Here is a 20,977-nt window from a genome sequence, read left to right as displayed (position 1 = left end):
CGGTGGTGCCAGCGCGCGCGCCGGCGATATTCTCCATGGTACGCCAGTTGCCGCGTTTTCATCTACGGCAGCGTGCGCATGGCAGGCAGGAAGCCGATTTTTTCTGCCTTTCTTGACCTGTGCGCTTTTTTGGCGCCGCGCACGTTTCAAGACGCGGCGACATGCCCATTTCAGGTAGGCTGAAGCCTCTCTTCGATGCGGAACGGGCCGCAGGCGCTGCCGTGCCGGGCCGGTTGCGCAGCGCTTCACCCTCCATTGAAAGGAACGCAGCATGGGTATTTCCGGAAAAGTCGCGCTGGTCACGGGGGCCGCGCAGGGTATCGGCAAGGCCATCGCCTTGCGCCTGGCCAGGGATGGCGCCGATATCGCGCTGGTCGATCTGAACCAGGAGAAACTGGACGCGGTGGCCGCCGATGTGCGCGCGCTGGGACGCCGTGCCGTCACGTTTATTGCCGACGTGTCGCAATTGCAGCAAGTCACCGCAGCGGTGGCGTTTGCCGAGAAGGAACTGGGCGGCTTCGACATCATCGTCAACAACGCCGGCATCGCGCAGGTGCAGCCGCTGCTCGACGTGACGCCGGAAGAAGTCGACCGCATCATGCGCATCAATGTGCAGGGCACCTTGTGGGGCATCCAGGCGGCCGCCAAGACTTTCAAGAGGCGCCAGCACAAGGGCAAGATCATCAATGCCTGTTCCATCGCCGGGCATGACGGCTTTGCCTTGCTGGGCGTGTACTCGGCCACCAAGTTTGCCGTGCGCGCGCTGACGCAGGCGGCGGCCAAGGAACTGGCGGCCGATGGCATCACCGTCAATGCGTATTGTCCCGGCGTCGTCGGCACGGACATGTGGGTCGAGATCGACAAGCGCATGGCCGAGGTGACGGGGGCCGAACCGGGCGCGACGTACAAGAAATACGTGGATGGCATCGCGCTGGGACGCGCCGAGACGCCGGAAGACGTGGCGGGCCTGGTGTCGTTCCTGGCGGGACCGGATGCTGACTACATGACGGGCCAGGCGCCGCTGATCGATGGCGGTCTGGTGTACCGTTAACAACGCTGGCACCATACAAAACAGGCCACGCCGTCGGTGACAGCGTGGCCTGTTTGCGTTGCATCAAGGTTTAATTGACATTCACTTCCTTGCGGTTGTCGCGCGCAACCCTGTCGATCATCTTGTTGTAGGGATCGACGCCCACCTCGAACGGCTTGTCCTTCACCGTGATGGTGATGACCGGGTCGCTGCCCGACAGCCGGCGCTTGTCCTGGAACAGGACTGTTTCATCCTTTTCCTTGCCGCCCGCGGGACGCGCGAAGATGGCGATCTCCACCGGCTCGTCGTAGGCGCGCGGGCTTTCCTTGCCCTTGCCATCGGACTCCAGCTTGGCCAGGTGCAGCTGCATGGTGACATCCCACTGGCCATCCTTGCGCCGCACGGCGCTCGCCTGCGTGACGCGGTTGTCGTAGAAGACGATCTTCTCGAACAGGTCCGTGATCAGCGCCTGCTTGTCCTGCGGTGTCTCGGCGCGGATATAGTCCAGCAGTTCCAGGGTGGTGGTGAATGGCGCCTGCTGGTAGCCCTTGTCCTGCAGGTAGCGTCGCAGGGCACGGTTCAGGGCGTCTTCGCCGATCTCGTCGCGCAGGCGGTAAAACACCAGGCTGCCTTTGTTGTAGTGGATGTATTGCTGTCCTTCCACACGCGCCAGCGGCAACTCCTCGATCGCTTCGCTGCCACGGCCGCTCAGGTAGCGGTCCAGTTCGTAGCGCAGGAAGCGGCGCATTTTTTCACGGCCATATTCCTTCTCCATCACCATCAAGGCCGAATATTGCGCCAGCGATTCCATCAGCATGGTGGCGCCCTGCACGTTGGCGCCGATCACCTGGTGGCCCCACCACTGGTGCGCCATTTCATGCGCGGTGACGTAAAACACGTAGTCGATGTCCTCCTTGTCGCGCAGGTCGGCGATGAAGCCGATGCCTTCCGAATACGGGATCGTATTCGCGAACGACTGCGCGAAGCTCTGGTAGCCGGGGAACTCCAGGATGCGCACCTGCTTGTGCTGGTAGGGCGTGAACCGGGTGCTGAAATAGTCGAGCGACTTTTGCACGGAGGCGATCATGCGGTCCGTGTTGTAGCCATGCTTGCTGTCGAAATAAATTTCGATCGGCACGCCGTGCCAGTCGCCCTTCTTGACGTCCCAGCGGGCCGACAGGTAGGCGAAGAACGGCATCATCGGCTGGTCCATCTTGTAGCGGTAATAGCGGCGGCCATCCTTTTCCCAGCTGCCTTGCAGGTAGCCGGGGGCCAGGGCGATCTGTTCGCCGCTGGTGGATACCGTCGTGTCGAAATGGACCCAGTCCGCCTCGCTGCCAAAGATCGTGTCGCCATACGCGAATTGGTCTTCCAGCTTGGCCATGCGCTGCGGCTCGCCCAGGCCCCGCTTGCGGCGCTCGTTGCGGTCCGTCAGTTCCATTTCCTTCGCATAGCCGAAGTGCGGGAAATACGCCTGGTTGTTGAAGAAGCTGCCGTTCAGGTTGACCTGGTCCGGCGTGCCGCTGTTGGTAAAGCCCTGGTGCGTGACGGCGACCGTGAAATCGAGCGGCAGCGTGGCACCCGGCGCCAGCGGCTGCGCCAGCTTGAGGATGCTGAAGCCCAGTTCCTTGTCGTCCAGTTCGACGTGGTGGGCCGGCAAGTTCAGCCAGCTTGTCTTGAGCTCCGGGTCGAGCTGGATGCGCAGGGTATCGAGCGGCTGCGCCGTCTTGTTTTGCAGGACATAGTGGCCTGTGATGAGGACCTTGCGCTGTGCCGGATAGATATCCACGCTGGCCTGGATGTCCGTGATCTTCGGCTGTGGCAAGCCCTTGTATTGCTTGTACAATTTTTCGTAGCGCGCCTGCTTGTCCATGCTGATGTTCGACGTCTCGTACTTGTTCAGCACATTCGTGTTGTAGAAGATCCAGCCCCCCGTGCCCGCCCAGCACAGCAGGACCGCGGCCAGGGCGGCACCGGCACGGCCATGCAGGCGCTGTCTTGCCAGGCGCACGCGCGCACGCCAGCCGGCCGACAAGCCGCGCACCCAGAAGGCCCGCGCCAGCATCACCAGCGCCACGGTAAACAGGCTCCAGTACAGCGCGAACCAGGCCCAGCCGGTCAGGAAGTGGCCATAGCCATTCATGTCCGAGTACTTGATGGAGGGCGTGGCGGCGAAGTTGTACAGATTGTGTTCGAAGTGCAGCATGCCCAGCACAGCTTGCGCCACCATCAGCAGGATCACCAGCAGATAGCCGATGAATTTGTTGTTGGACAGCACTTGCAGGGTGAGGGCGCACAAGCCCATCAGCACGAAGAAGAGGGCGCCCAGCAAGGTGCCTTTCAGGTACAGCCCCAGTTCCACGGGCGCGCCGCCCTTGTAGAGCTGGAAGCCGATGGCGGTGATGACGCCCACCAGCAGGTAGCCGGCGATGACGCCGATCAGGGCCGTGCACTTGGCCAGCAGCGGCACCCAGCTGGGCACGGGCATGGCGTCGCTGACGTCGGCGATTTTGACTTGCCGTTCCTTGAAGATCAGTTCGCCCGCATAAAACGTGACGATGATGATCAGGAGGAAGCTGAAGCTGTTGCTGATATTTTGCAGCATCAGGTGCGTCATCGGATAGACGGCCGTGCCATACAGGCTCTTGGCCACGCTGGCGCCGGCGATCAGGTTGATGACGCCGAACAGCAGCATGACGAGGAAGGGCAAGCTCGTGAAGACGCCGGCGGCGTCGAAGCGCAGGATCTGCCACCACTGGCGCCAGGCTGTCGCCGGGGTAAAACGGGGTGGCGTGCGGGGCAGGCGCAGTGGCGCCGTGACGGCGGGCGCGGCCGCCTGTGCCTTGTGCTTGCCGAACAGGCGCTTGCCCGTTCCCGTGCGCTGCGGCTTGAACAGGAGCACGGTGGCGAGGAACAGCAGCGCCGTGACGCCCAGCCACAGCAGGCGGTTGGCCAGCAGGAAGCCGGACAGCGGCGGCAGGCTGGCATTCGATTCGGCTGACGTGAAATAGCGCGTCATGCGGCCAAAGGCGCGCACGCCGAACGGGTCGAGCAGGACGGCGAACCATTCATTGTTGATGTCGCGCGTAAACACGCCGGCCATGGCCCACAGCACGAAAAAGCCCAGCACGCCCACGTACACGAGCATCATCGAGCGCGTGGTGGCCGCCAGCAGCATCAGCAGGGCGCCGATGAAGAGCAGGTTCGGGATGACGATGACGGCAAAGCTCCACACGTAGGTGTGCAGCGAAAACGCGCCCACGCGCTGGGCATCGACCCAGGGCATGACGGGACCGAGCATGGTGGCCAGGGCGATGGCGACAAAGATCACCAGGCAGGCGACGAAGCCGGCGGCGAAGCGGCCGAACAGGTAGTCCCATTTCCGCATGGGCGTGGCGAACAGCATGTCGGCCATGCCCACTTCGCTGTCGCGCAGCACGGCGCCGGCGATGAAGACGGTAACGAGCAACATCGCCAGCAGGCTGAAGATCCCCAGCATCTGCGCCACCACGGTGGGGGCGTTGCGGTTGATGTTGCCGATGGCGCCGCCGATTTGCACCGAGTCGCTGGTGGTGGCGCCAAAGGCCATCAGGGCCATGACGACGGCAAATACCCACAGCAGCGGCTGTTTCAGCTGATAGCCGAGGTCAAACTTGAAAAATTCCTTCCACATGGCGGCCCCTTACGCTGCGACTGTCGCCGGTGCCACGGCGGGAGCGGCGGCGCCATGGCGGGCAGCGTTGCGCACGTGCAGGAAGTAGACGTCTTCCAGGTCCGGGGCGATCTGCGCGAAGCCGCTGTCGGGCTGGCTGTCGGCATACACATTGATTTGCGGCTTGCCACCCACCAGGCGCGTCGACAGCACGTTCAAGGTCTGCTGGTATTGCGCCAGCTCGTCCGTAGTGACGCTGCGGCGCCACACTTTGCCCAGCAAGGTGTCGATGGCGGCCTGCGGCTCGCCCTGCACCAGGACTTCGCCCTTGACGATCATGGCCATGCGCGGGCACAGGTCCGTCACGTCGTCGACGATGTGCGTCGACAGGATCACCACCACCTGCTCGCCGATCTTCGCCAGCAGGTTGAGGAAGCGGTTGCGTTCGTCCGGGTCCAGGCCGGCGGTCGGCTCGTCGACGATCACCAGGCGCGGCGCGCCCAGCAGCGCCTGGGCGATGCCGAAGCGCTGGCGCATGCCGCCCGAGTAGGTGCCCAGGTTGCGCTTGCGCGCTTCCCACAGATTGGTTTGCTGCAGCAGGGCGTCCACGGCTTCCTTGCGCGGCCCTTTTTCCGTCAGGCCCTTCAAGACGGCAAAGTGGTTGAGCAGGGTTTCCGCGCTCACTTTCGGGTACACGCCGAAATCCTGCGGCAGATAGCCCAGCTGGCGGCGCAAGCCTGCCTTGTCCTTGAGCACATCGACGCCCTCGAAATGGATGCTGCCGCTATCGGGATCTTGCAATGTCGCAATGGTGCGCATCAGCGACGACTTGCCCGCGCCATTCGGCCCCAGCAAACCGAACATTCCATTGGGAATGTCCAGGCTGACATTGTTGATGGCCTTGACGCCATTGGCATACGTTTTGTTCAGCTGTTTGATCGATAGCATGTGCAGCATTCTCCAGAGCTTGGGTATGAAAGCCGGCAGATACCTGTCTGCCGGTCTGTGAAAGGGGATTGCCCTTATTGCTTGCCAGTCGCGACGGCGGATGTTACTTAAAAACAATCATATCGTTAATAAGATGAAAATTTTTATTTTTTGCGACAAGGGGCGAAAAGGCAGGGATGAAATGCCGGGGCGGCGGCATGAATGACGCGGTGCTACACTGGCCAGCTTCAGACATGCCCGCGGGCAGAAAGGGCGCGAACATGCCGGCAGCACCGAACCTGACATTGCGCGCCATCGCGCCCGGCGAAGAAGCGGCGCTGGCGCAGCTGTTCCAGCTGTACTGCTATGACAATACCGCCTGGAGCGGCGAAGACGTGCTGGCCGATGGCCGCTACGATGTGTGCGATGCCGGGCTGGCCGAGTATGTGCATGCGCCCGGACATACGGCCGTCTGGATCGAGGTTGATGGCGCGCTGGCGGGGTTTTTTCTCACGGAGCCCGGCATGGCGGGAACGCTGCCGGTGCGGGAGTTCAGCGACTTTTTTATTCTGCAGAAATACCGGCGCCGGGGGCTGGCGCTGGAAGTGGTGCGGCGCGTGCTGCTGGACAGCGATACGCCGTGGCTGGTCGCCATGTTCCGCACCGACACACGCGCCAACGCCTTCTGGCGGCAGGCGTTTGCGCGCCTGCCGTTTGCCCGGATCACGCCGTGGGACGACGCCAGCTTGCCGCAGTTTCAGCTGTATGTGTTGACAGCATCGCCGAAACCGGCGGCGTGACGCTGCTTAGAAGCGCACCTTGACGTAGGCCGAGGGACCCGTCAGGCGGACGTTCAGGTCGGCATCGCGCTCGCTGTCGCGGTGCAGCTTGATTTTCGAGATGCCATAGTCGGCAACAAAGCCCACGTTCTTGAATGGAAACCATTCGACGCCGATATTGCCGCCGTAGATATGGCCATTGATGCGGCCGCCATTTTTCTTGATGCCGGACGCTTCCGCGTACATGCGCAGGTCCGGCGTGAAGGCGTGGCGCCAGCCCACTTCCAGCAGCGGCGCAAACGCGTGTTCGCCGATGGAGTCGCGCGCCGTGGCCGTCTCGCCATTGACTTCGCCCGTGGCTGTGCCATTCAGGTTGGCATTGTAGTAGGCGGCGCCCAGGCCGATGCCGAAGGTGTCGTTGCCGCTGCCCAGCCACCAGCGGTAGGACATCTTGGCCAGGTCCAGTTTCAGGTCGGCGTCCGCCGTGGCCGTGCCCGTCACGGGCTGGCCATTGATGGTGGTCTGGCCGGTCAGCGTCGGCGTGTAGGATTTGTCGTAGCGGTAGTAGTCGAATGCCAGGCCATGGTGGTCGCCGATCAGCAATTCGGCCTTGATGCGGGGAATGGTCGTGCGGCTGGGATTCGATTCGGGCGCGTCGATGCGGCCAAACTGCGTGTCGGCGCCGACATTGATGCGCGGATCGGCGGCGAAGGCGCCCACGGAAATGCTGACGCGGTCCAGGGTGGGCGACGGTTCCGCCCGCGCGGTGGCGGTGGCCGTGGCAACGCCCAGCACGCCCAGCATCATGGCGCCGCGCATGGCGAGACGGTGCAGGCGGGGTGGCGACAGGCGGGCGGGGACGGACGTGGCAAACATGGGGCAAACTCCTCAGGATAAAGTGAAAACTGCCGCGACGTTGGGGCGGCTGCGTTGGCGCGGCTGATGTAACGCGGCAGTGCAATGAGGAAATGGTAGCAATTGTTACTTTTGAGTGACGTAGCCGCACGGCGCAAATCGCCGTCGGATTTGTCCTACTGCATGTAAGTAGTGGTTAGCAGGGAGATGACGATGCAAGTCCTGCTGCCACTGGAAGCGCCGCGTTTGCTGCTGCGGCACGCGCACGACAGCGACCTGGCGCCGTTCGCGGCCCTGAACGCCGAGCGCGAAGCCGCCGCCTTCGCGCAGCCGGCCCTGCCGCCCGGCCACCGCTTGCGCACACATTGCCTGGATCGCGTGACGCGCGCAGAATGGCTGGAAAGGGAGGGAATCACACCATGAAAATTGCCGCCATTTCCGATATCCACGGCAACCTCGGCGCGCTCGATGCCGTGCTGGCTGACATCGCCCGGCGTGGCGTGGACGTGATCGTCAACCTGGGCGATATCGTCTCGGGCCATTTGCAGCCACGCGCCACGGCGGCGCGCCTGATGGCGCTGGACTTGCCCACCATCCGCGGCAACCATGAGCGCCAGTTGCTGGGCGACCCGGCCCGCATGGGCGTGTCGGATGCGTATGCGCGTGCCCAGCTGCTGCCGCAGCAACTGGCGTGGATAGACGGGCTGCCGGCCAGCTTGCGCCTGCGTCAGGATGTACTGCTCGTGCATGGGACGCCCACCAGCGACCTCGTGTATTTTCTCGACAGCGTCACGCCGCAAGGCAGCCGCGCCGCCACGCCGGACGAGGTGGCGACGCGTGCCGGCGACGCGGAGGCGGCCCTGATCCTGTGCGGCCACACGCACATGCCGCGCAGCATGCCGCTGCCCGATGGGCGTTTGATCGTCAATCCGGGCAGCGTGGGCTTGCAGGCGTATGACGATGACCACGGTTATCCGCACGTGATGGAAAACGGCACGCCGCACGCGCGCTACGCCATCGCCGCACAGGGCGCCGATGGCGCCTGGACAGCGCAGTTCTACGCGGTGGACTATGACTGGGAACAGGCGGCCCGGCTGGCGCTGGTCAACGGCCGGCCCGACTGGGTGACGCCGCTGCGCACGGGCAGGGTGGGCGCCGCCTGACCTCGCCTAGCAGCTGGGGGCGCGGCTGACGGGCACGGGCACCCGTTAGGTCTTGCCCTCCTTGACGACGACCTGGTTGATGCTGATGGTGCGGTACTTGCCTTCCCACCAGAACGCCGCTTCGTAATCCTCGCCGGCGCGCGGCGTGAAGGTGATGTCGCCACTGCAGCTGGGCGAGACGGTGTCATGGCTGATGCCATTGACCACATAAAATGGCGACACGTCGCGGAAGCCCATGCGCAGGCTGCTGGGCTTGTCGGCGGGCACTTCATATTCGCGGAAAGACGCTGTCGAGAAAATCCCATCCTTGCGCTTTTGATAAGGCTGCCAGCGGCGTGCTCCTTAGCGGAACTCTTCGGCCACCAGGTTGTACTTCTGCATCTTGTGATACAAGGTCTGTTTCGGCAGGCCCAGCACGGCGCTGACTTCGCTGACGTTGCCGGAATATGCGCGCAGTTCCTGCTCGATCAAGGCGCGTTCAAAGCCGTTCACCTGTTCCGCCAGCGACAGGGGACTGGCCAGGCCGGCCGCCAGCAGGCTCGACGCGCCACCGGCGATGCCCAGCACGAAGCGGTCCGCGATATTGCGCAGCTCGCGCACGTTGCCCGGCCAGGAATGCGCCATCAGGTTGCGCATCTGCGCCGTGGACACCACAGGCGCGGCGCGATTGTAGCGGGCGGCGGCGGCCAGCACGAAGTGTTCGAACAGGATGGGAATATCCTCGCGCCGTTCGCGCAGGGGCGGCAAATGCAGCACGATCAGATTCAGGCGGTAATACAGGTCGCTGCGGAATTTCTGCTGCTGCGACAGGTCTTCCAGGTCCAGCTTGGCCGCCGCGATGACGCGCACATCGACGGGCGTGGCCACGTTCGAGCCCAGGCGTTCGATATAGCGCTCCTGCAGCACGCGCAGCAATTTCACCTGCAGCGACAGGGGCAGCGATTCGATTTCATCGAGGAAAAAAGTGCCGTGGTCGGCATGTTCGATCTTGCCCACCTGCCGCTTGGCCGCGCCCGTGAACGCGCCCGGCTCGTGGCCGAAGACTTCGCTTTCGAAGATGCTTTCAGGAATCGCGCCGCAGTTGACGGCGACGAAGTTGTGCTTGCGGCGGTGGCTGAAGTCATGCAGGCAGCGGGCCACCATTTCCTTGCCCGTGCCCGTGTCGCCATAGATCAGCACGTCGGCCGGTTCGTCGGCAACGTCGAGTATCAGGCGCCGTATGTCGCGCATCGCCACGGAATTGCCCAATAAGCGCGCTTCGATGCCGCCGCCGTCCTCGAGCTGGCGGCGCAGGCTGTGCACTTCCAGCATGAGGCGCCGCGTTTCCAGCGCGCGCAGGATGACGTCGACCAGCTGGTCGGATGAATACGGTTTTTCGATGAAATCATAGGCGCCCGTGCGCATGGCGTGCACGGCCATCGTGATGTCGCCGTGGCCCGTGACGAGGATGACGGGCAGGTGCGGATCCAGCGTTTTCACGGCTTGCAGCAGTTCCAGGCCGCTCATGCCGGGCAGGCGCACGTCGCTCACGACGATGCCGGGAAAATCCGGCGTCAGCAGTTTATAGGCCAGCTCGGCCGAGTGGAAGGCCAGCACGTCCAGGCCGGCCAGCTGCAGTGCCTGCTCGCTGCCTTCGCGTACGGTGGGGTCGTCTTCGACCAGCAAGACCTTCAAGCCCTCAAACATGTTTTTCCTCCTGCGTTGCAATCTGTAGTTCGATGGTGAAGATGGCGCCGCCGCCAGGGGCGTTGTCGGCGCGCAGCACGCCGCCGAACTGGCGCGTGATCTGTTCGGAAATGGCCAGTCCCAGGCCCAGTCCCAGCCCTTGCGGCTTGGTCGTGAAGAACGGCTCGAACAGGTGTTCATAGACTTCCGTCGACAGGCCCGGCCCCGTGTCGGCCACGTGGATCAGCACGTGTTCCGGCGTGCACTCGACGGAAACGCGCAAGCTGCGCACGTCGCTGCCATTCATGGCGTCGAGCGCATTCGCGTACAGGTTGACCAGCACCTGCTCCAGGCGGTTGCTTTCGCACATGGCGAAGATGTCTTCGGGGGGCAGATGCAGGCTGAAACGCACATTTTCAACCTGCAGGCGGCGTTCGACCAGGAACAGGGCATTGCTGATCGCCGTGGGAATCGAGACGGACGTCAGGCTGGTCGTCGATTTGCGCGCAAAAATCTTCAATTGTCCCGTAATGGTTCCCATCCTGGCCGCAATTTGCGAGATCTTCGCCAGATTGCGCCGCGCGTCGTCGAGCCGGCCCCGCTCGAGCAGGATGACGGCATTGTCGGACATGGTGCGCAGCGCCGTCAGCGGCTGGTTCAGTTCATGCGTGATGCTGGCCGACATCTGTCCCAGCACGGCCATCTTGCCGGCTTGAAAGAGTTCGTTTTGCGTGATGTGCAGCTTTTGCTCGGCCTTGCTGCGCACCTCGATTTCCTGGCTCAGGCTTTGCGTCATGGCGTTGAGTTCCGACGTGCGTTCCTCGACCATGGTTTCCAGGTTGTCATACGCATGCTGCAAGTCTTCGCGGGCGCGCAGTTTTTGCGCCACGGCCGCGCGCCGCTGGCGCAGGTAAAAGAACAGCAGCATGAAAAAGCCCAGCAGCACGCAGGAGAAGGCGGCCGCCGCGCGCGCGCTGGCTTTCGCCTGCGCCAGGTCGGACAGATAAATGAAGGTCCAGCCTTGCGGCGACTTGAGCTTGATCTGCGTCATGACGCTCGAGCTGGTCTTCGGCGGCGCGTCCATTCTCTCCTGCTCGCGCACGCTGATCACGCGCGCGCCATTGCCCAGCTGGCGATCGGAAACAAAGGGGATGGCCTCCAGCTGCTTCGAGTAGTACTGGCGCGTGCGGTTGAGTTCTTCGACGACGGTCGGCGACAGGGGCGCCAGGGTGCGGTATTTCCAGTCGGGCATGGAACTGAGAAAGATCACGCCATGCTCGTCGGCCAGCATGACCTTGTCCGCGCCCTGCACCCAGCGTTTTTCCAGGTTTTCCAGGTTGACCTTGACTGTTGCCAGGCCCAGCATGCGGCCATTCTGGTAGATGCCGTGGGCAAAGAAGTAACCGGGTTCCAGCCGCGTCGTGCCGACGCCATAGAAGCGCCCCGGCGTGCCGCGCAGCGCATCCTGGGCATACGGACGAAACGAGATATTGTCGCCAATAAAGCTGTCCGGTTGCTGCCAGTTGCTGGCGGCGCGCGTGTTGCCATCGAGGTTGCTGATGAAAATGGTCGACGATTTCGCCTGGGCATTCATCTGTTCCAGGTAATGGTTGACCGTATCGACCAGCACGGGGTCTTCCGGGTGCTGCAGCAGGCGGATGACGTCGCGGTTCAGCTCCAGGGTCTTGGGCAGGAAATCGTATTTCTCCAGCGCGTTTTCCAGGCTGCTGACATACACTTCCAGGCGCTGCGCGCCGCTCGCCTGCAGCTTGCCGATGGCGATGCGTTCGGTCCAGAAATACACCAGCCAGACGGTGGCCAGGCAGGCGGCCAGCACCACGCCCCAAGCCAGCGCCTCGCGGCCCGACCGTTGCGACAGGCGCTGGCGCCAGGAAAGAGTGGATTTGTTACTGCTATTCATAAAATCAGCTGCCAGCTTGCAAGAACCCACAGTATCGCATTTAAATATTGCGTAAAAAGAAAAAGCCGCCGGATATGCATCCGGCGGCCTGCGCTAGCGTGAGCCGCGATTAGAAGGTATGACGCATACCGAGGTTGAAACCGCTGTTGCCGGTGCCATTGTCGGTGGCATTGCCGACGACAAAGGTGGCGCCGTTCTTGTTGCTGATGTGGCCGTAGCCGGTGTACAGGTCGCTGCGCTTGGACAGGGCGTAGAACGCGCCGATGGCCCATTGCTGGGCATCACGGTTCAGGTTGCTCTTGTCGTTGTGGCGGATATAGGACGCGACCAGCTTGGTGGCGCCGAACGGGGCGCTGAAGCCGACGAGGATGTCGTTGCTCTTGCTGTCGTCCAGGGCGCGGTTGTCGGCGTAGCCGAAGTTGCCTTGCACGACGCCAAAGTCGTAGCGCGTGGCCAGCAGGGTGTTGCGCGTTTGCTGGGTCGCCAGCGCATTTTCCTTGCGGTGGTGCGTCAGGGTCACGTTCAGCGGACCATCGATGTAATGGACGGCGCCGCCCATGCTGCGGTTTTTCGCGTTGTCGCCGGCCACTTCGCCGAAGCCATACGCCAGGTCGGCCGACAGGTGGCTGTATGTTGGCGTCGTGTATTGCACCATGTTATCGACGCGGATATTCGTCACCATCAGGTTCGATGCCGTGCCGGCCAGGCCGATGACAAACGGGTCGGCCACGTCGCGCAGGGCCAGGTAGTACGGCGAGTACTGGCGGCCCAGGGTGACGGCGCCGGCGCTGCCGGTCAGGCCCACATACGCCTGGCGGCCGAACAGCAAGCCGCCCTGGCCCGAGGTGCCCGTATCGATATTGAAACCGCTTTCCAGCACGAAGGTAGCGGCCAGGCCGCCGCCCAGGTCTTCCTTGCCCTTGAAGCCGATGCGCGAACCGGAAGCGACGCCGGAAGCGACACGGTTGAGGCGGTCGCCGGCCGCATCCTTGTCGAGCACCAGGCCGGCATCGGCCACGCCATAGATGGTGACGCTGGACTGGGCCAGCGCGCCGCCGGAAGCTGCGCCAAGGGCCAGCAGGGTAAACAGGACTTTTTTCATGAGAATCTCTCTAGTGAGGGGGGATAACTACTGATCGCACTACCTGACTGCTTGTTACTCAACAATGAAAACAAATAAATGGCCCGCTTGTGGCGGGCCATGGCGCTCTTAGGCTTTGCTAGCGTGGTCCGCTTCGCCCCAGTGGCTTTCCGTGTTCTGGTTGGCCGCATTGGCTGCGGCCGCTTCTTCTTCGGTGGCCAGGCCACCTTCCCACTTGGCAACGACGGCCGTGGCGACGGCATTGCCGACCGCGTTGGTGGCCGAGCGGCCCATGTCGAGGAACTGGTCGACGCCCATCAGCAGCAGCAAGCCCGCTTCCGGAATGTTGAACTGGTTCAAGGTGGCGGCGATCACCACCAGCGAGGCGCGCGGCACGCCGGCCATGCCCTTCGAGGTTAGCATCAGCAGCAGCAGCATGGTGATCTGCGTGCCGATCGACAGGTCGATGCCATAGGCTTGCGCGATGAACAGCACGGCAAAGGTGCAATACATCATCGAGCCATCGAGGTTGAAGGAGTAGCCCATCGGCAGGACGAAGCTGGAAATCTTGCGGTCCACGCCGAACTGGTCCAGCGCCACCAGCAATTTGGGATAGGCCGCTTCCGAACTGGCCGTCGAGAAGGCCAGCAGGAACGGTTCGCGGATCAGGGAAACCAGTTTGAAGACGCGCGGACCGATGACGACGAAGCCGGCGGCGATCAAGAGTGCCCACAGGCACAGCAGGCCCAGGTAGAAGCCGCCCATGAACTTGGCAAACGTGACCAGCACGCCCAGGCCATGGGTGGTGATGACGGAGGCCATGGCGGCGAACACGGCCAGCGGCGCCATGTTCATGATGGTGCCGGTGATGCGCAGCATGACTTGCGCCAGCTGATCGACGACGGCCGTCAGGGTCTTGCCCGATTCGCCCAGGCCGGCCAGTGCGCCGCCAAAGAAGATCGAGAACACGAGCACTTGCAGGATTTCATTATTGGCCATCGCCTCGATCGGCGATTTCGGCACCAGGTGCGTGAAGAAGTCTTTCAGCGTGAAGGCGGCCGTCTTCAGGTTGGTCGAGGCGTGCACGTCCGGCAGTGGCAAGCCCAGGTTGGTACCCAGCTGCATCAGGTTCGACAGCACCATGCCCAGCGCCAGCGAGACCAGCGAGGCGACGACGAACCAGCACATGGCTTTCAGGCCGATGCGGCCCGCCGTCTTGCCGTCGCCCATGTGGGCGATGCCGACGGTCAAGGTCGAGAAGACCAGCAGCGCGATGATCATCTTGATCAGGCGCAGGAAGACGTCGGTAACGATGGAAATATTGCCAGCAATCTGAGCGCTGACTGCGGCATCAGGGAAGGCGGTGTTGCATCCATACCCCACGATGATGCCGAGAATCATGGCAATCAGGATGTACAGGGTTAATGGCCGTTTCTTTTTCATTTTGACTCCTCCAAATGAAGCGCCGCTGTGAGCGGATTATTGATTGCGAGCAACTCAAGCTTGGAGTCAATATTTCTCAAAAACAAGCCCTTGCGTGCTGGCGATTATTTGCAGCAAAACCTGTACATAGCAAAGGATATGCCTGAAATGGCTTTTCGGCAGAACCTTTCTTAAGTAATTGATTTAAAGAACCTTTTTATGGACAAGAAAGTTGCTAAATAGCCGCGCTGCGCGAAATATTGGACGGGGGAGGGGATCGCTGTATGACTTTTCATACGCAAGCGTGGCGCGGCGGCGGTGCGTTAAAAAGGCAAGATTATCAGGAGAATAAAAAAGCCCCTCAGAAGAGGGGCTGCTATCGTGCGCAAGACGTGTTCTATTGACCTTAGAACTTGATATTCGCCGTCAGGCTGAACGAACGGGGCTGGCCTGGCGTGTAGCGGTAGCCGGATTTGTTGATGGCCGCCACGTAGGTCTTGTCGCCCAGGTTGTAGGCGTTCAGCTGCAGGTCGAGGTTCTTGTTGACCGGATACGTCGCCATGGCATCGAAGACCCAGTAGGAATCGATGCGGGCCGGCGTGCCCACGGCGCCATCGGTGCCGCGCAGCATGTCACCGACGTAACGCGCGCCGCCGCCGATCTTCAGGCCGAACGGCAGCGTGTACGAGGTCCAGCTGGTAAACGCCTGTTTCGGCGTGTAGCTGAGGTTATTGATGCCGGCCGCCGTGACGACCTTGCCCGCTTCCACGCTGGTGTTCATGCGCGTGTAGCCGGCGCTGACCAGCCAGTTGTGCATGACTTCGCCGACGACGCCGATTTCCACGCCCTGCACGCGCTTCTTGCCATTCTGGTAGTACTGCAGGTCGACGGGGTCTTGCTCCACTTCATTCTTCACTTCCGTCTGGTACAGGGCGGCCGAGAACGACAATTTCTGTTTCAGGAAGTCCCATTTGGTGCCGATTTCCTTGGTGGTGGTTTCCTGTGGATCATAGATCGGATTTTGCGCGCTGCTGGCGCCGGCGCTCAGGGTGAAATTGGTGCCCGGCGGCGCTTTCGACGTGGCCCACAGCGCATACACGCTGCTGTCCGGCGTCGGCTTGTACAGGGCCGAGATCTTGCCATTGGTCAAAGTATCGCCGAGGGTGATGTGCGCGGGAATCGGCGTGCCCACTGGCAATGGCTGTACCGCGGGCGGCGTCACGGCCGCTTGCAGGGTGACGGCGTCGTAGCTGGTATTGAAATGGTCGAAGCGCACGCCGCCATTGAAGATCCACTTGTCGCCGAACTTGATGGTATCGAAGACATACGCGCTTTGCGTGTTGACTTCGCCTTCGCTGTAGGCGCCGTTGCGCACGGGATTGAAACCGGTGACGGGATCGCGCGGATTCGGGTGGTACAGGTTGGCTGCCGGCAAGGTGCCCATGCTGGCGGCCACGTAGCTGTAGTTGGTCTGCTTTTCGCTGGTGAACTCGGCGCCGGCCACCACGGAGTGCTTCAGCACGCCCGTGTCGAACTGCGCGCTGAGCACGGTCTGGTTGGTCAGAATCGTGTTTTCCTGGTCCTTCACCGTGCGCGTCGAGCGCGCCAGGGTCCAGGTCGACGGATCGGTGGCGACTGGCGTCTTCAGGTTGGCGGTGGTGCCCATGAACGCCGTCAGCAGATAGTCCTGCTTGGTCTTGCCATAGCGCGTGGTGTTTTGCAGTTGCACGTTGGGCGAGAAATCATGGTCGATGCGCAAGGTGCCCATGTCGGCCTTGACCTTGTCGTAATCGGAGGTGGAACCATAGAAGTTCTTGGGATCGACCTTGGCCGCCGTGTTCAGGAAGGTGCGGATGACCTTGTTCGTTGCCGTGATGGTGTCCGGCGTCGTGTAGCCGGGCAAGCCGATGGTCGGCACGCCGCCGTCGGGCACGTTGTCCTGGTCCACGTGCAGGTAGCTGGCCGTGATGCGTGTCGGCTTGCCGATGCCGAAGGTGACGGTGGGGGCGAAGGCCCAGCGCTTGTTCTTGACTTCATCGCGCGCCGGATTGCCGCTGTCCTGCGTCATCAGGTTCAGGCGCATGGCCGTGCCCGAATCGCTGTCGAGGACGCGGTTCCAGTCGGCCGTGGCGCGCTTCTGCTTGCCGCTGCCGGCCGTCAGCAGGGAATTGAATTTGTTTTCCATGGTCGCCGTCTTGCTGACCAGGTTGATCGAACCCGTCGGCGAACCGCGGCCGCTGTCCGTGCCCGCCGGGCCCTTCAGCACGTCGATCTGTTCGATGTTGAAGACGTCGCGCGAGATGGAGCCGACGTCGCGCACGCCATCGACATAGATGCTGCCGGACGAGTCGAAACCGCGCATGTAGACGGCGTCGCCCGTGTTCGTGTTGCCGTTTTCACCGAGGAAGAAGGTGCCGACGCCGGGCGTGTTGCGCAGCGCGTCCGTCAGGGTCAGCGCGCCTTGCTGTTCGATCAATTCCTTCTTGATCACGACGATGGTTTGCGGCGTATTGACCAGTTCTTCCGTGTACTTGGGCGACGAGGCTTTTTCGGCCTTGAAATCATTTTCCTTGGAACCCACGACCTTGACTTCGTTCAGCGTCTGCTGCGACGCGGCGGCGCTTTGGCCGGCTGGGTCGGCCGCCTGGGCGGCGACGGGCAGCAGCATCACGGCCAGGGCGGCGCCGATGTGCTGGTTGAAACGGGTGGGGGCGTGTTTGCGGCTCTTGATTGCCATCTTGCTCTTTCGGTAAGTTCAGGGAAATGGCTCCTGGCTGGCGCTGCCGGCGCGGTGCAATCGCACGCGGGCAAGTGGCTGGCGGTGGGGCGGGTTGGGTGACATTGTAATAATTGGGCGTCATTCCGTAAATGAGAATCGTTATCAGTCTCGTTTACGCAACGCTTTCTCCGTGCTGGAAAAAAAACACTGTCATGCCGCATGCATGCTTGCTTTGCGGGCGAGCGGCTGCTATGCGCGCAGGCGTTTCACGGCGGGAGTATGATGAGCAACCTTTACAAATTTCCGCCAAGCATGCTCCACACTCCTGCCGCTTTTACTCCCTTGATCGACGTGCCCGAACCGGCACCGGCCGCCGCCGACACCCTCACGTTTGTCTTTCACCGCGGGCGTTTGCTGCTGCAGGCGGCCGACCTGGCCTTGCCGACGCCGGTGCAGCTGGCCGCGCTCGATATCGACCTGAGCCGGGCCCAGCCCGTGGGCCGGTGGCAGGGGCGTTATTGCCAGACCGTCTGGCGCGACGAGGAACATCTGCCGGCCGACATGGGCCTGGCGTACCATGGCTTGCGCTCGCTGTTCAACGCCGTCGACGATGGCTTCCTGGGCCTGGCCAGCCGCGCCGTGCAGCTGGCGGAATGGGCGCGCACGCACCGCTATTGCGGCGTCTGCGCCACGCCGATGCAGCGCGCGCGTGGCGAGCGCTGCTTCAAGTGCGTGGCCTGCGGCATGCTCGCCTACCCGCGCATTTCGCCCGCCATGATGGTGCTCATCCGCAAGGGCGACCAGGTGCTGCTGGCCATGCATAAAAATTCGCCGTCGCAGCGTTTCAGTCCGCTGGCCGGTTTCCTGGAAGCGGGCGAATCGATCGAGGAAGCCGTGCACCGGGAAGTGATGGAAGAGGTGGGCTTGCGCGTGCACAATCTGCAGTACTTCATGAGCCAGTCGTGGCCGTTTCCCCATTCGCTGATGATCGCGTTTACGGCCGATTATCTCGATGGCGAGATCCGCCTGGACGAGAACGAGATCGCCGAGGCGCGCTGGTTCGGCCCCGGCGATGCGTGGCCGGAAGCGACTTCCAGCGTGTCGATTTCCGCGCTGCTGGTGCGCGCCCACCGTGCGCCGGCGGCAGGCTAAAAGCGGCGGCCGCCGGGGCAGCCTGTCACATTTTCTATATACTGGCGGCAATTGCAAATTTTAGGGTGGTGTAGCATGTCTCAAGAAGAATTCTCCGAAAACGACTGGCGCCGGCTGATCAGCAGCTTTGGCGAAGATCCGCAGCGTCCTGGCTTGCTGGAAACGCCGGCGCGCGTGGCGAAAGCCTGGAAACACTGGACCTCGGGCTATGGCCAGGACCCGGTCGACCTGTTGAAAGCCTTCGAGGATGGCGCGGAACAGTACAACGAGCTGATCGTCGTACGCGGCATTCCCGTCTACAGCCATTGCGAGCACCACCTGGCCCCGTTCTTCGGCAAGGCCACCATCGGCTACGTGCCAAATGGCAAGATCGTCGGCCTGTCGAAACTGACGCGCCTGGTCGATTGCTTCTCCAAGCGCCTGCAAGTGCAGGAACGCATGACGATGCAGATCGCCAATGCGCTGATGGAAGTGCTGGAACCGAAATCGGTGGGCGTGGTCGTGCGTTGCCGCCACCTGTGCATGGAAAGCCGCGGCATCCGCACGCCGGGCGAGGAAACCATCACCTCGGCCATGCTGGGCGAGATGCAGCCGAACCTGGCGCTGCGCACGGAGTTTCTCGCGCTGGCACGCGAAAGCTGATTTTTCAGCGACAATGCAGGACGAAGGCGGCGCGATGCCGCCTTTTTTTATGCGCTTTATATCTGCCTTGATTCCCGTTCGGCCAGGTAGCGCGCTGGCGGCTTGCCCACGGCCTTGCGGAACATGGTGACAAAGCCGCTGGTGTTTTCATAACCGAGTTCCAGCGCCACGGCCTTGACGCTATGGCCTTGCGCCAGCCGTTGCAAGGCCAGGATGACGTGCAGTTGCCGGCGCCAGCGGCCCACGCTCATGCCCATTTCCTGCAGCGACTGGCGGGTCATGCTGCGCTCGCTCATGCCGATGCGGCTGGCCCATTCGGCCAGGGTACGTTTATCGGCCGGCTGCGCCAGCAGCAGGGCGGCCAGGCGGCGCAGGCGCGCATCGCGCGGCATCGGCAAATGCAGGTCTTCGACGGGCGCGGCGGCCAATTCATCGAGCAGGGTGGCCACCAGGCGTTCCTGCGCGCCATGCGGCGCGGCCAGCGTGGGAAAGCCGGCTGCCTTGGTGATCAGTTCGCGCAGCAAGGGCGAAACGGCCACGGTGCAGCAGACGGCGGGCAAGACGGGCGCCATGGCGGGCTCGACAAACAGGCAATAACACTCGGCCTCGCCCACGCCCTGCGCCGCATGCAGCAGGCCGCCCGGTATCCACACGGCGCACTGGGGCGGCACGATCCATACCCCGCTTTCTACTTCGCAATGAATCACGCCCCGCGTGGCGTACAGCAGCTGCCCCTTGCGGTGCTGGTGCGGCGCCTGCTCGCCATCTTCGCGCACGCTGGCCAGGCCCACGGCCAGCAGCGGACGCAGCACGCCATCGACGTCGAAATCGACGAGGGTGGCGGGAGCATCCAGGCCCAGTTGGGCGGTGAGCATGCTGGGCAGCAATGGATGGGGCATGGGATGGTGCCTTGGCTGGATTGAATAATATTGTGGCTATTTTATGCAATGACGCGCGGTGCCGCCATCGGTATCGTATGGCTATCCGCAGCCCCGCTTCAACGGCAACCGCCACCGCCAGTGTTCTGATGAAGGCCAGGAGGAACGGCAACCCCCTTGAAGGAGTCCCCATGCAACTCGATATCACCGATTTCCCCCGTGTCTGGATGCGCCGCGATCCCGCCGCAAACAGCCCCGACGACGCCTTGTTCGCCCAGTTCGAGGCCTTGCTGGCGCGCCAGCAGGCGTTTGTCATTCTCAGCGAAGAAGGCCTGGACGAGGAGGGGCATGACCATCCGCAGGAAGAGCGCAAGCGCGCCGTGCTGTGGATGAAGCGGCACAAGGCTGCCCTGCGCGCGTACATCCAGGGCATGGTGCTGGTCGAACCGAGCGCGGCCAAGCGCCTGGCCGGCAAGGCCTTCGCCGTCATGTTTGGCCAGTTCTGGGGCTATCCCCTGCATTTCGGCACCAGCCGCGACGACGCGCTCGACATCGCCCAGCATTTGCTCAGGGCGTGGCTGCCGCCCCACAATGATCCGACCAGGCATCACGACGCCTGACCAAACCATCGCGCAGCAGGTTGGGTCAGGTGGGACTAGTAGCGATAGTCGTTGACGAAGTGCTTGGTGAAGTTGTACTTGCTGCCGCCGTCGAGCAGGTCGACCAGGCGTTTCGGCGCCGAGGCCGACATGAAGGCGTCGGCCGCGCCGCCCGTGCTGCGGAACTTCATGCCCGGGCTGAGGATCTGGTTGGCGCCGATCTTCAGGTGCTGGAAGCTTTTCGTTTTCTCGTTGTTGAGGATGAAGTGCAATTCCTGCTTGAAGGTCAGGAAGGGGATCTTCAGCCACCAGCCTTCGTCCGTGCCATAGCTGGCGACGCTGGCAAAGTGCGTGTTCTTGTCCGTCAGGGTGGGTTTGCCCAGGCGGTCGTTGATGCGTTTCATGGCTTCATTCTTGGTCATGCTGTGCTTTCGTGATTCGTCGAGTATACGGCGTGCATTTTGACACATGCACGCCACCCCCGCCTGCCTG

The 20,977-nt window shown here is 62.7% G+C and carries 18 protein-coding genes; 7 read left to right on the top strand and 11 right to left on the bottom strand.

Annotated features, from left to right (window positions below; all coding sequences use genetic code 11):
- Nucleotides 1-271: 271 nt before the first annotated feature.
- Complete coding sequence (locus tag BM193_RS23225) at nucleotides 272-1,051, top strand: acetoin reductase (RefSeq protein ID WP_092801375.1); 780 nt, start codon at nucleotides 272-274, stop codon at nucleotides 1,049-1,051.
- A gap of 70 nt (nucleotides 1,052-1,121) precedes the next feature.
- Here BM193_RS23225 and BM193_RS23220 read toward each other — a convergent pair whose 3' ends face one another.
- Entirely contained in the window at nucleotides 1,122-4,703 is a 3,582-nt protein-coding gene (locus BM193_RS23220; RefSeq protein WP_092801372.1) for an ABC transporter permease/M1 family aminopeptidase, read from the bottom strand.
- 9 nt (nucleotides 4,704-4,712) lie between these two features.
- Complete coding sequence (locus tag BM193_RS23215; RefSeq protein ID WP_092801661.1) at nucleotides 4,713-5,630, bottom strand: ABC transporter ATP-binding protein; 918 nt, start codon at nucleotides 5,628-5,630, stop codon at nucleotides 4,713-4,715.
- 260 nt (nucleotides 5,631-5,890) lie between these two features.
- Between BM193_RS23215 and BM193_RS23210 the strand changes: the two genes are divergently transcribed.
- Entirely contained in the window at nucleotides 5,891-6,409 is a 519-nt protein-coding gene (locus BM193_RS23210; protein ID WP_139176299.1) for a hypothetical protein, read from the top strand.
- A gap of 6 nt (nucleotides 6,410-6,415) precedes the next feature.
- Here BM193_RS23210 and BM193_RS23205 read toward each other — a convergent pair whose 3' ends face one another.
- Nucleotides 6,416-7,264: a hypothetical protein gene (locus tag BM193_RS23205; RefSeq protein ID WP_092801366.1), complete on the bottom strand. Its 849-nt coding sequence runs from the start codon at nucleotides 7,262-7,264 to the stop codon at nucleotides 6,416-6,418.
- Nucleotides 7,265-7,450: 186 nt separating this feature from the next.
- On the opposite strand from BM193_RS23205, the gene BM193_RS23200 reads away from it, so the two are divergent.
- Together BM193_RS23200 and BM193_RS23195 are read left to right on the top strand one after the other, a co-directional pair.
- Nucleotides 7,451-7,666, top strand: a complete 216-nt coding sequence (locus tag BM193_RS23200; protein ID WP_092801363.1) for a hypothetical protein — start codon at nucleotides 7,451-7,453, stop codon at nucleotides 7,664-7,666.
- Complete coding sequence (locus BM193_RS23195; RefSeq protein ID WP_092801360.1) at nucleotides 7,663-8,406, top strand: metallophosphoesterase family protein; 744 nt, start codon at nucleotides 7,663-7,665, stop codon at nucleotides 8,404-8,406. Before BM193_RS23200 ends, BM193_RS23195 begins: the two co-directional genes overlap by 4 nt.
- 45 nt (nucleotides 8,407-8,451) lie before the next feature.
- Here the strand turns inward: BM193_RS23195 and BM193_RS23190 are convergent, their stop codons facing one another.
- The 6 genes from BM193_RS23190 to BM193_RS23165 form a co-directional block, all read right to left on the bottom strand.
- Complete coding sequence (locus BM193_RS23190; protein WP_092801357.1) at nucleotides 8,452-8,673, bottom strand: hypothetical protein; 222 nt, start codon at nucleotides 8,671-8,673, stop codon at nucleotides 8,452-8,454.
- Between the two features lie 75 nt (nucleotides 8,674-8,748).
- Complete coding sequence (locus tag BM193_RS23185) at nucleotides 8,749-10,092, bottom strand: sigma-54-dependent transcriptional regulator (RefSeq protein WP_092801354.1); 1,344 nt, start codon at nucleotides 10,090-10,092, stop codon at nucleotides 8,749-8,751.
- Entirely contained in the window at nucleotides 10,085-11,992 is a 1,908-nt protein-coding gene (locus BM193_RS23180; RefSeq protein ID WP_092801351.1) for a sensor histidine kinase, read from the bottom strand. The genes BM193_RS23185 and BM193_RS23180 overlap by 8 nt, the downstream gene beginning before the upstream one ends.
- A gap of 109 nt (nucleotides 11,993-12,101) precedes the next feature.
- The gene (locus BM193_RS23175; protein WP_092801349.1) at nucleotides 12,102-13,094 is read right to left on the bottom strand and encodes a porin; all 993 of its coding nucleotides are present in this window, start codon (nucleotides 13,092-13,094) and stop codon (nucleotides 12,102-12,104) included.
- Nucleotides 13,095-13,202: 108 nt separating this feature from the next.
- Nucleotides 13,203-14,516, bottom strand: a complete 1,314-nt coding sequence (locus tag BM193_RS23170; protein ID WP_092801346.1) for a dicarboxylate/amino acid:cation symporter — start codon at nucleotides 14,514-14,516, stop codon at nucleotides 13,203-13,205.
- A 385-nt stretch (nucleotides 14,517-14,901) separates the two neighbouring features.
- Nucleotides 14,902-17,232, bottom strand: a complete 2,331-nt coding sequence (locus tag BM193_RS23165; protein ID WP_092801343.1) for a catecholate siderophore receptor Fiu — start codon at nucleotides 17,230-17,232, stop codon at nucleotides 14,902-14,904.
- A gap of 294 nt (nucleotides 17,233-17,526) precedes the next feature.
- On the opposite strand from BM193_RS23165, the gene nudC reads away from it, so the two are divergent.
- Together nudC and folE are read left to right on the top strand one after the other, a co-directional pair.
- Nucleotides 17,527-18,366: an NAD(+) diphosphatase gene (gene nudC, locus BM193_RS23160; RefSeq protein WP_092801658.1), complete on the top strand. Its 840-nt coding sequence runs from the start codon at nucleotides 17,527-17,529 to the stop codon at nucleotides 18,364-18,366.
- A gap of 75 nt (nucleotides 18,367-18,441) precedes the next feature.
- Nucleotides 18,442-19,008, top strand: coding sequence for a GTP cyclohydrolase I FolE (gene folE, locus BM193_RS23155; protein ID WP_034754386.1), 567 nt, complete (start codon nucleotides 18,442-18,444; stop codon nucleotides 19,006-19,008).
- Nucleotides 19,009-19,064: 56 nt separating this feature from the next.
- Here folE and BM193_RS23150 read toward each other — a convergent pair whose 3' ends face one another.
- Nucleotides 19,065-19,907, bottom strand: coding sequence for an AraC family transcriptional regulator (locus BM193_RS23150; RefSeq protein ID WP_254786385.1), 843 nt, complete (start codon nucleotides 19,905-19,907; stop codon nucleotides 19,065-19,067).
- A 170-nt stretch (nucleotides 19,908-20,077) separates the two neighbouring features.
- Between BM193_RS23150 and BM193_RS23145 the strand changes: the two genes are divergently transcribed.
- Complete coding sequence (locus tag BM193_RS23145; RefSeq protein ID WP_092801340.1) at nucleotides 20,078-20,506, top strand: hypothetical protein; 429 nt, start codon at nucleotides 20,078-20,080, stop codon at nucleotides 20,504-20,506.
- Between the two features lie 35 nt (nucleotides 20,507-20,541).
- On the opposite strand, the gene BM193_RS23140 is transcribed toward BM193_RS23145, so the two are convergent.
- Nucleotides 20,542-20,907 (bottom strand): hypothetical protein, encoded by a 366-nt coding sequence (locus BM193_RS23140; protein ID WP_034781254.1) that lies wholly within the window; start codon nucleotides 20,905-20,907, stop codon nucleotides 20,542-20,544.
- Nucleotides 20,908-20,977: the final 70 nt, after the last annotated feature.

Source organism: Janthinobacterium sp. 344 (genome assembly GCF_900112025.1).
In the GTDB taxonomy this organism is placed as follows: Bacteria; Pseudomonadota; Gammaproteobacteria; order Burkholderiales; family Burkholderiaceae_D; genus Janthinobacterium.
The sequence above is the reverse complement of the archived record's forward strand: the minus strand, read 5'-3'. Positions and strand labels throughout refer to the sequence as shown.

Bases quoted from the DNA above. Each gene is read 5' to 3' on its own strand.
- BM193_RS23225 (WP_092801375.1), top strand. From the start codon at position 272: ATGGGTATTTCCGGAAAAGTCGCGCTGGTCACGGGGGCCGCGCAGGGT.
- BM193_RS23220 (WP_092801372.1), bottom strand. From the start codon at position 4,703: ATGTGGAAGGAATTTTTCAAGTTTGACCTCGGCTATCAGCTGAAACAG.
- BM193_RS23215 (WP_092801661.1), bottom strand. From the start codon at position 5,630: ATGCTATCGATCAAACAGCTGAACAAAACGTATGCCAATGGCGTCAAG.
- BM193_RS23210 (WP_139176299.1), top strand. From the start codon at position 5,891: ATGCCGGCAGCACCGAACCTGACATTGCGCGCCATCGCGCCCGGCGAA.
- BM193_RS23205 (WP_092801366.1), bottom strand. From the start codon at position 7,264: ATGTTTGCCACGTCCGTCCCCGCCCGCCTGTCGCCACCCCGCCTGCAC.
- BM193_RS23200 (WP_092801363.1), top strand. From the start codon at position 7,451: ATGACGATGCAAGTCCTGCTGCCACTGGAAGCGCCGCGTTTGCTGCTG.
- BM193_RS23195 (WP_092801360.1), top strand. From the start codon at position 7,663: ATGAAAATTGCCGCCATTTCCGATATCCACGGCAACCTCGGCGCGCTC.
- BM193_RS23185 (WP_092801354.1), bottom strand. From the start codon at position 10,092: ATGTTTGAGGGCTTGAAGGTCTTGCTGGTCGAAGACGACCCCACCGTA.
- BM193_RS23180 (WP_092801351.1), bottom strand. From the start codon at position 11,992: ATGAATAGCAGTAACAAATCCACTCTTTCCTGGCGCCAGCGCCTGTCG.
- BM193_RS23175 (WP_092801349.1), bottom strand. From the start codon at position 13,094: ATGAAAAAAGTCCTGTTTACCCTGCTGGCCCTTGGCGCAGCTTCCGGC.
- BM193_RS23170 (WP_092801346.1), bottom strand. From the start codon at position 14,516: ATGAAAAAGAAACGGCCATTAACCCTGTACATCCTGATTGCCATGATT.
- BM193_RS23165 (WP_092801343.1), bottom strand. From the start codon at position 17,232: ATGGCAATCAAGAGCCGCAAACACGCCCCCACCCGTTTCAACCAGCAC.
- nudC (WP_092801658.1), top strand. From the start codon at position 17,527: ATGCTCCACACTCCTGCCGCTTTTACTCCCTTGATCGACGTGCCCGAA.
- folE (WP_034754386.1), top strand. From the start codon at position 18,442: ATGTCTCAAGAAGAATTCTCCGAAAACGACTGGCGCCGGCTGATCAGC.
- BM193_RS23150 (WP_254786385.1), bottom strand. From the start codon at position 19,907: ATGCCCCATCCATTGCTGCCCAGCATGCTCACCGCCCAACTGGGCCTG.
- BM193_RS23145 (WP_092801340.1), top strand. From the start codon at position 20,078: ATGCAACTCGATATCACCGATTTCCCCCGTGTCTGGATGCGCCGCGAT.
- BM193_RS23140 (WP_034781254.1), bottom strand. From the start codon at position 20,907: ATGACCAAGAATGAAGCCATGAAACGCATCAACGACCGCCTGGGCAAA.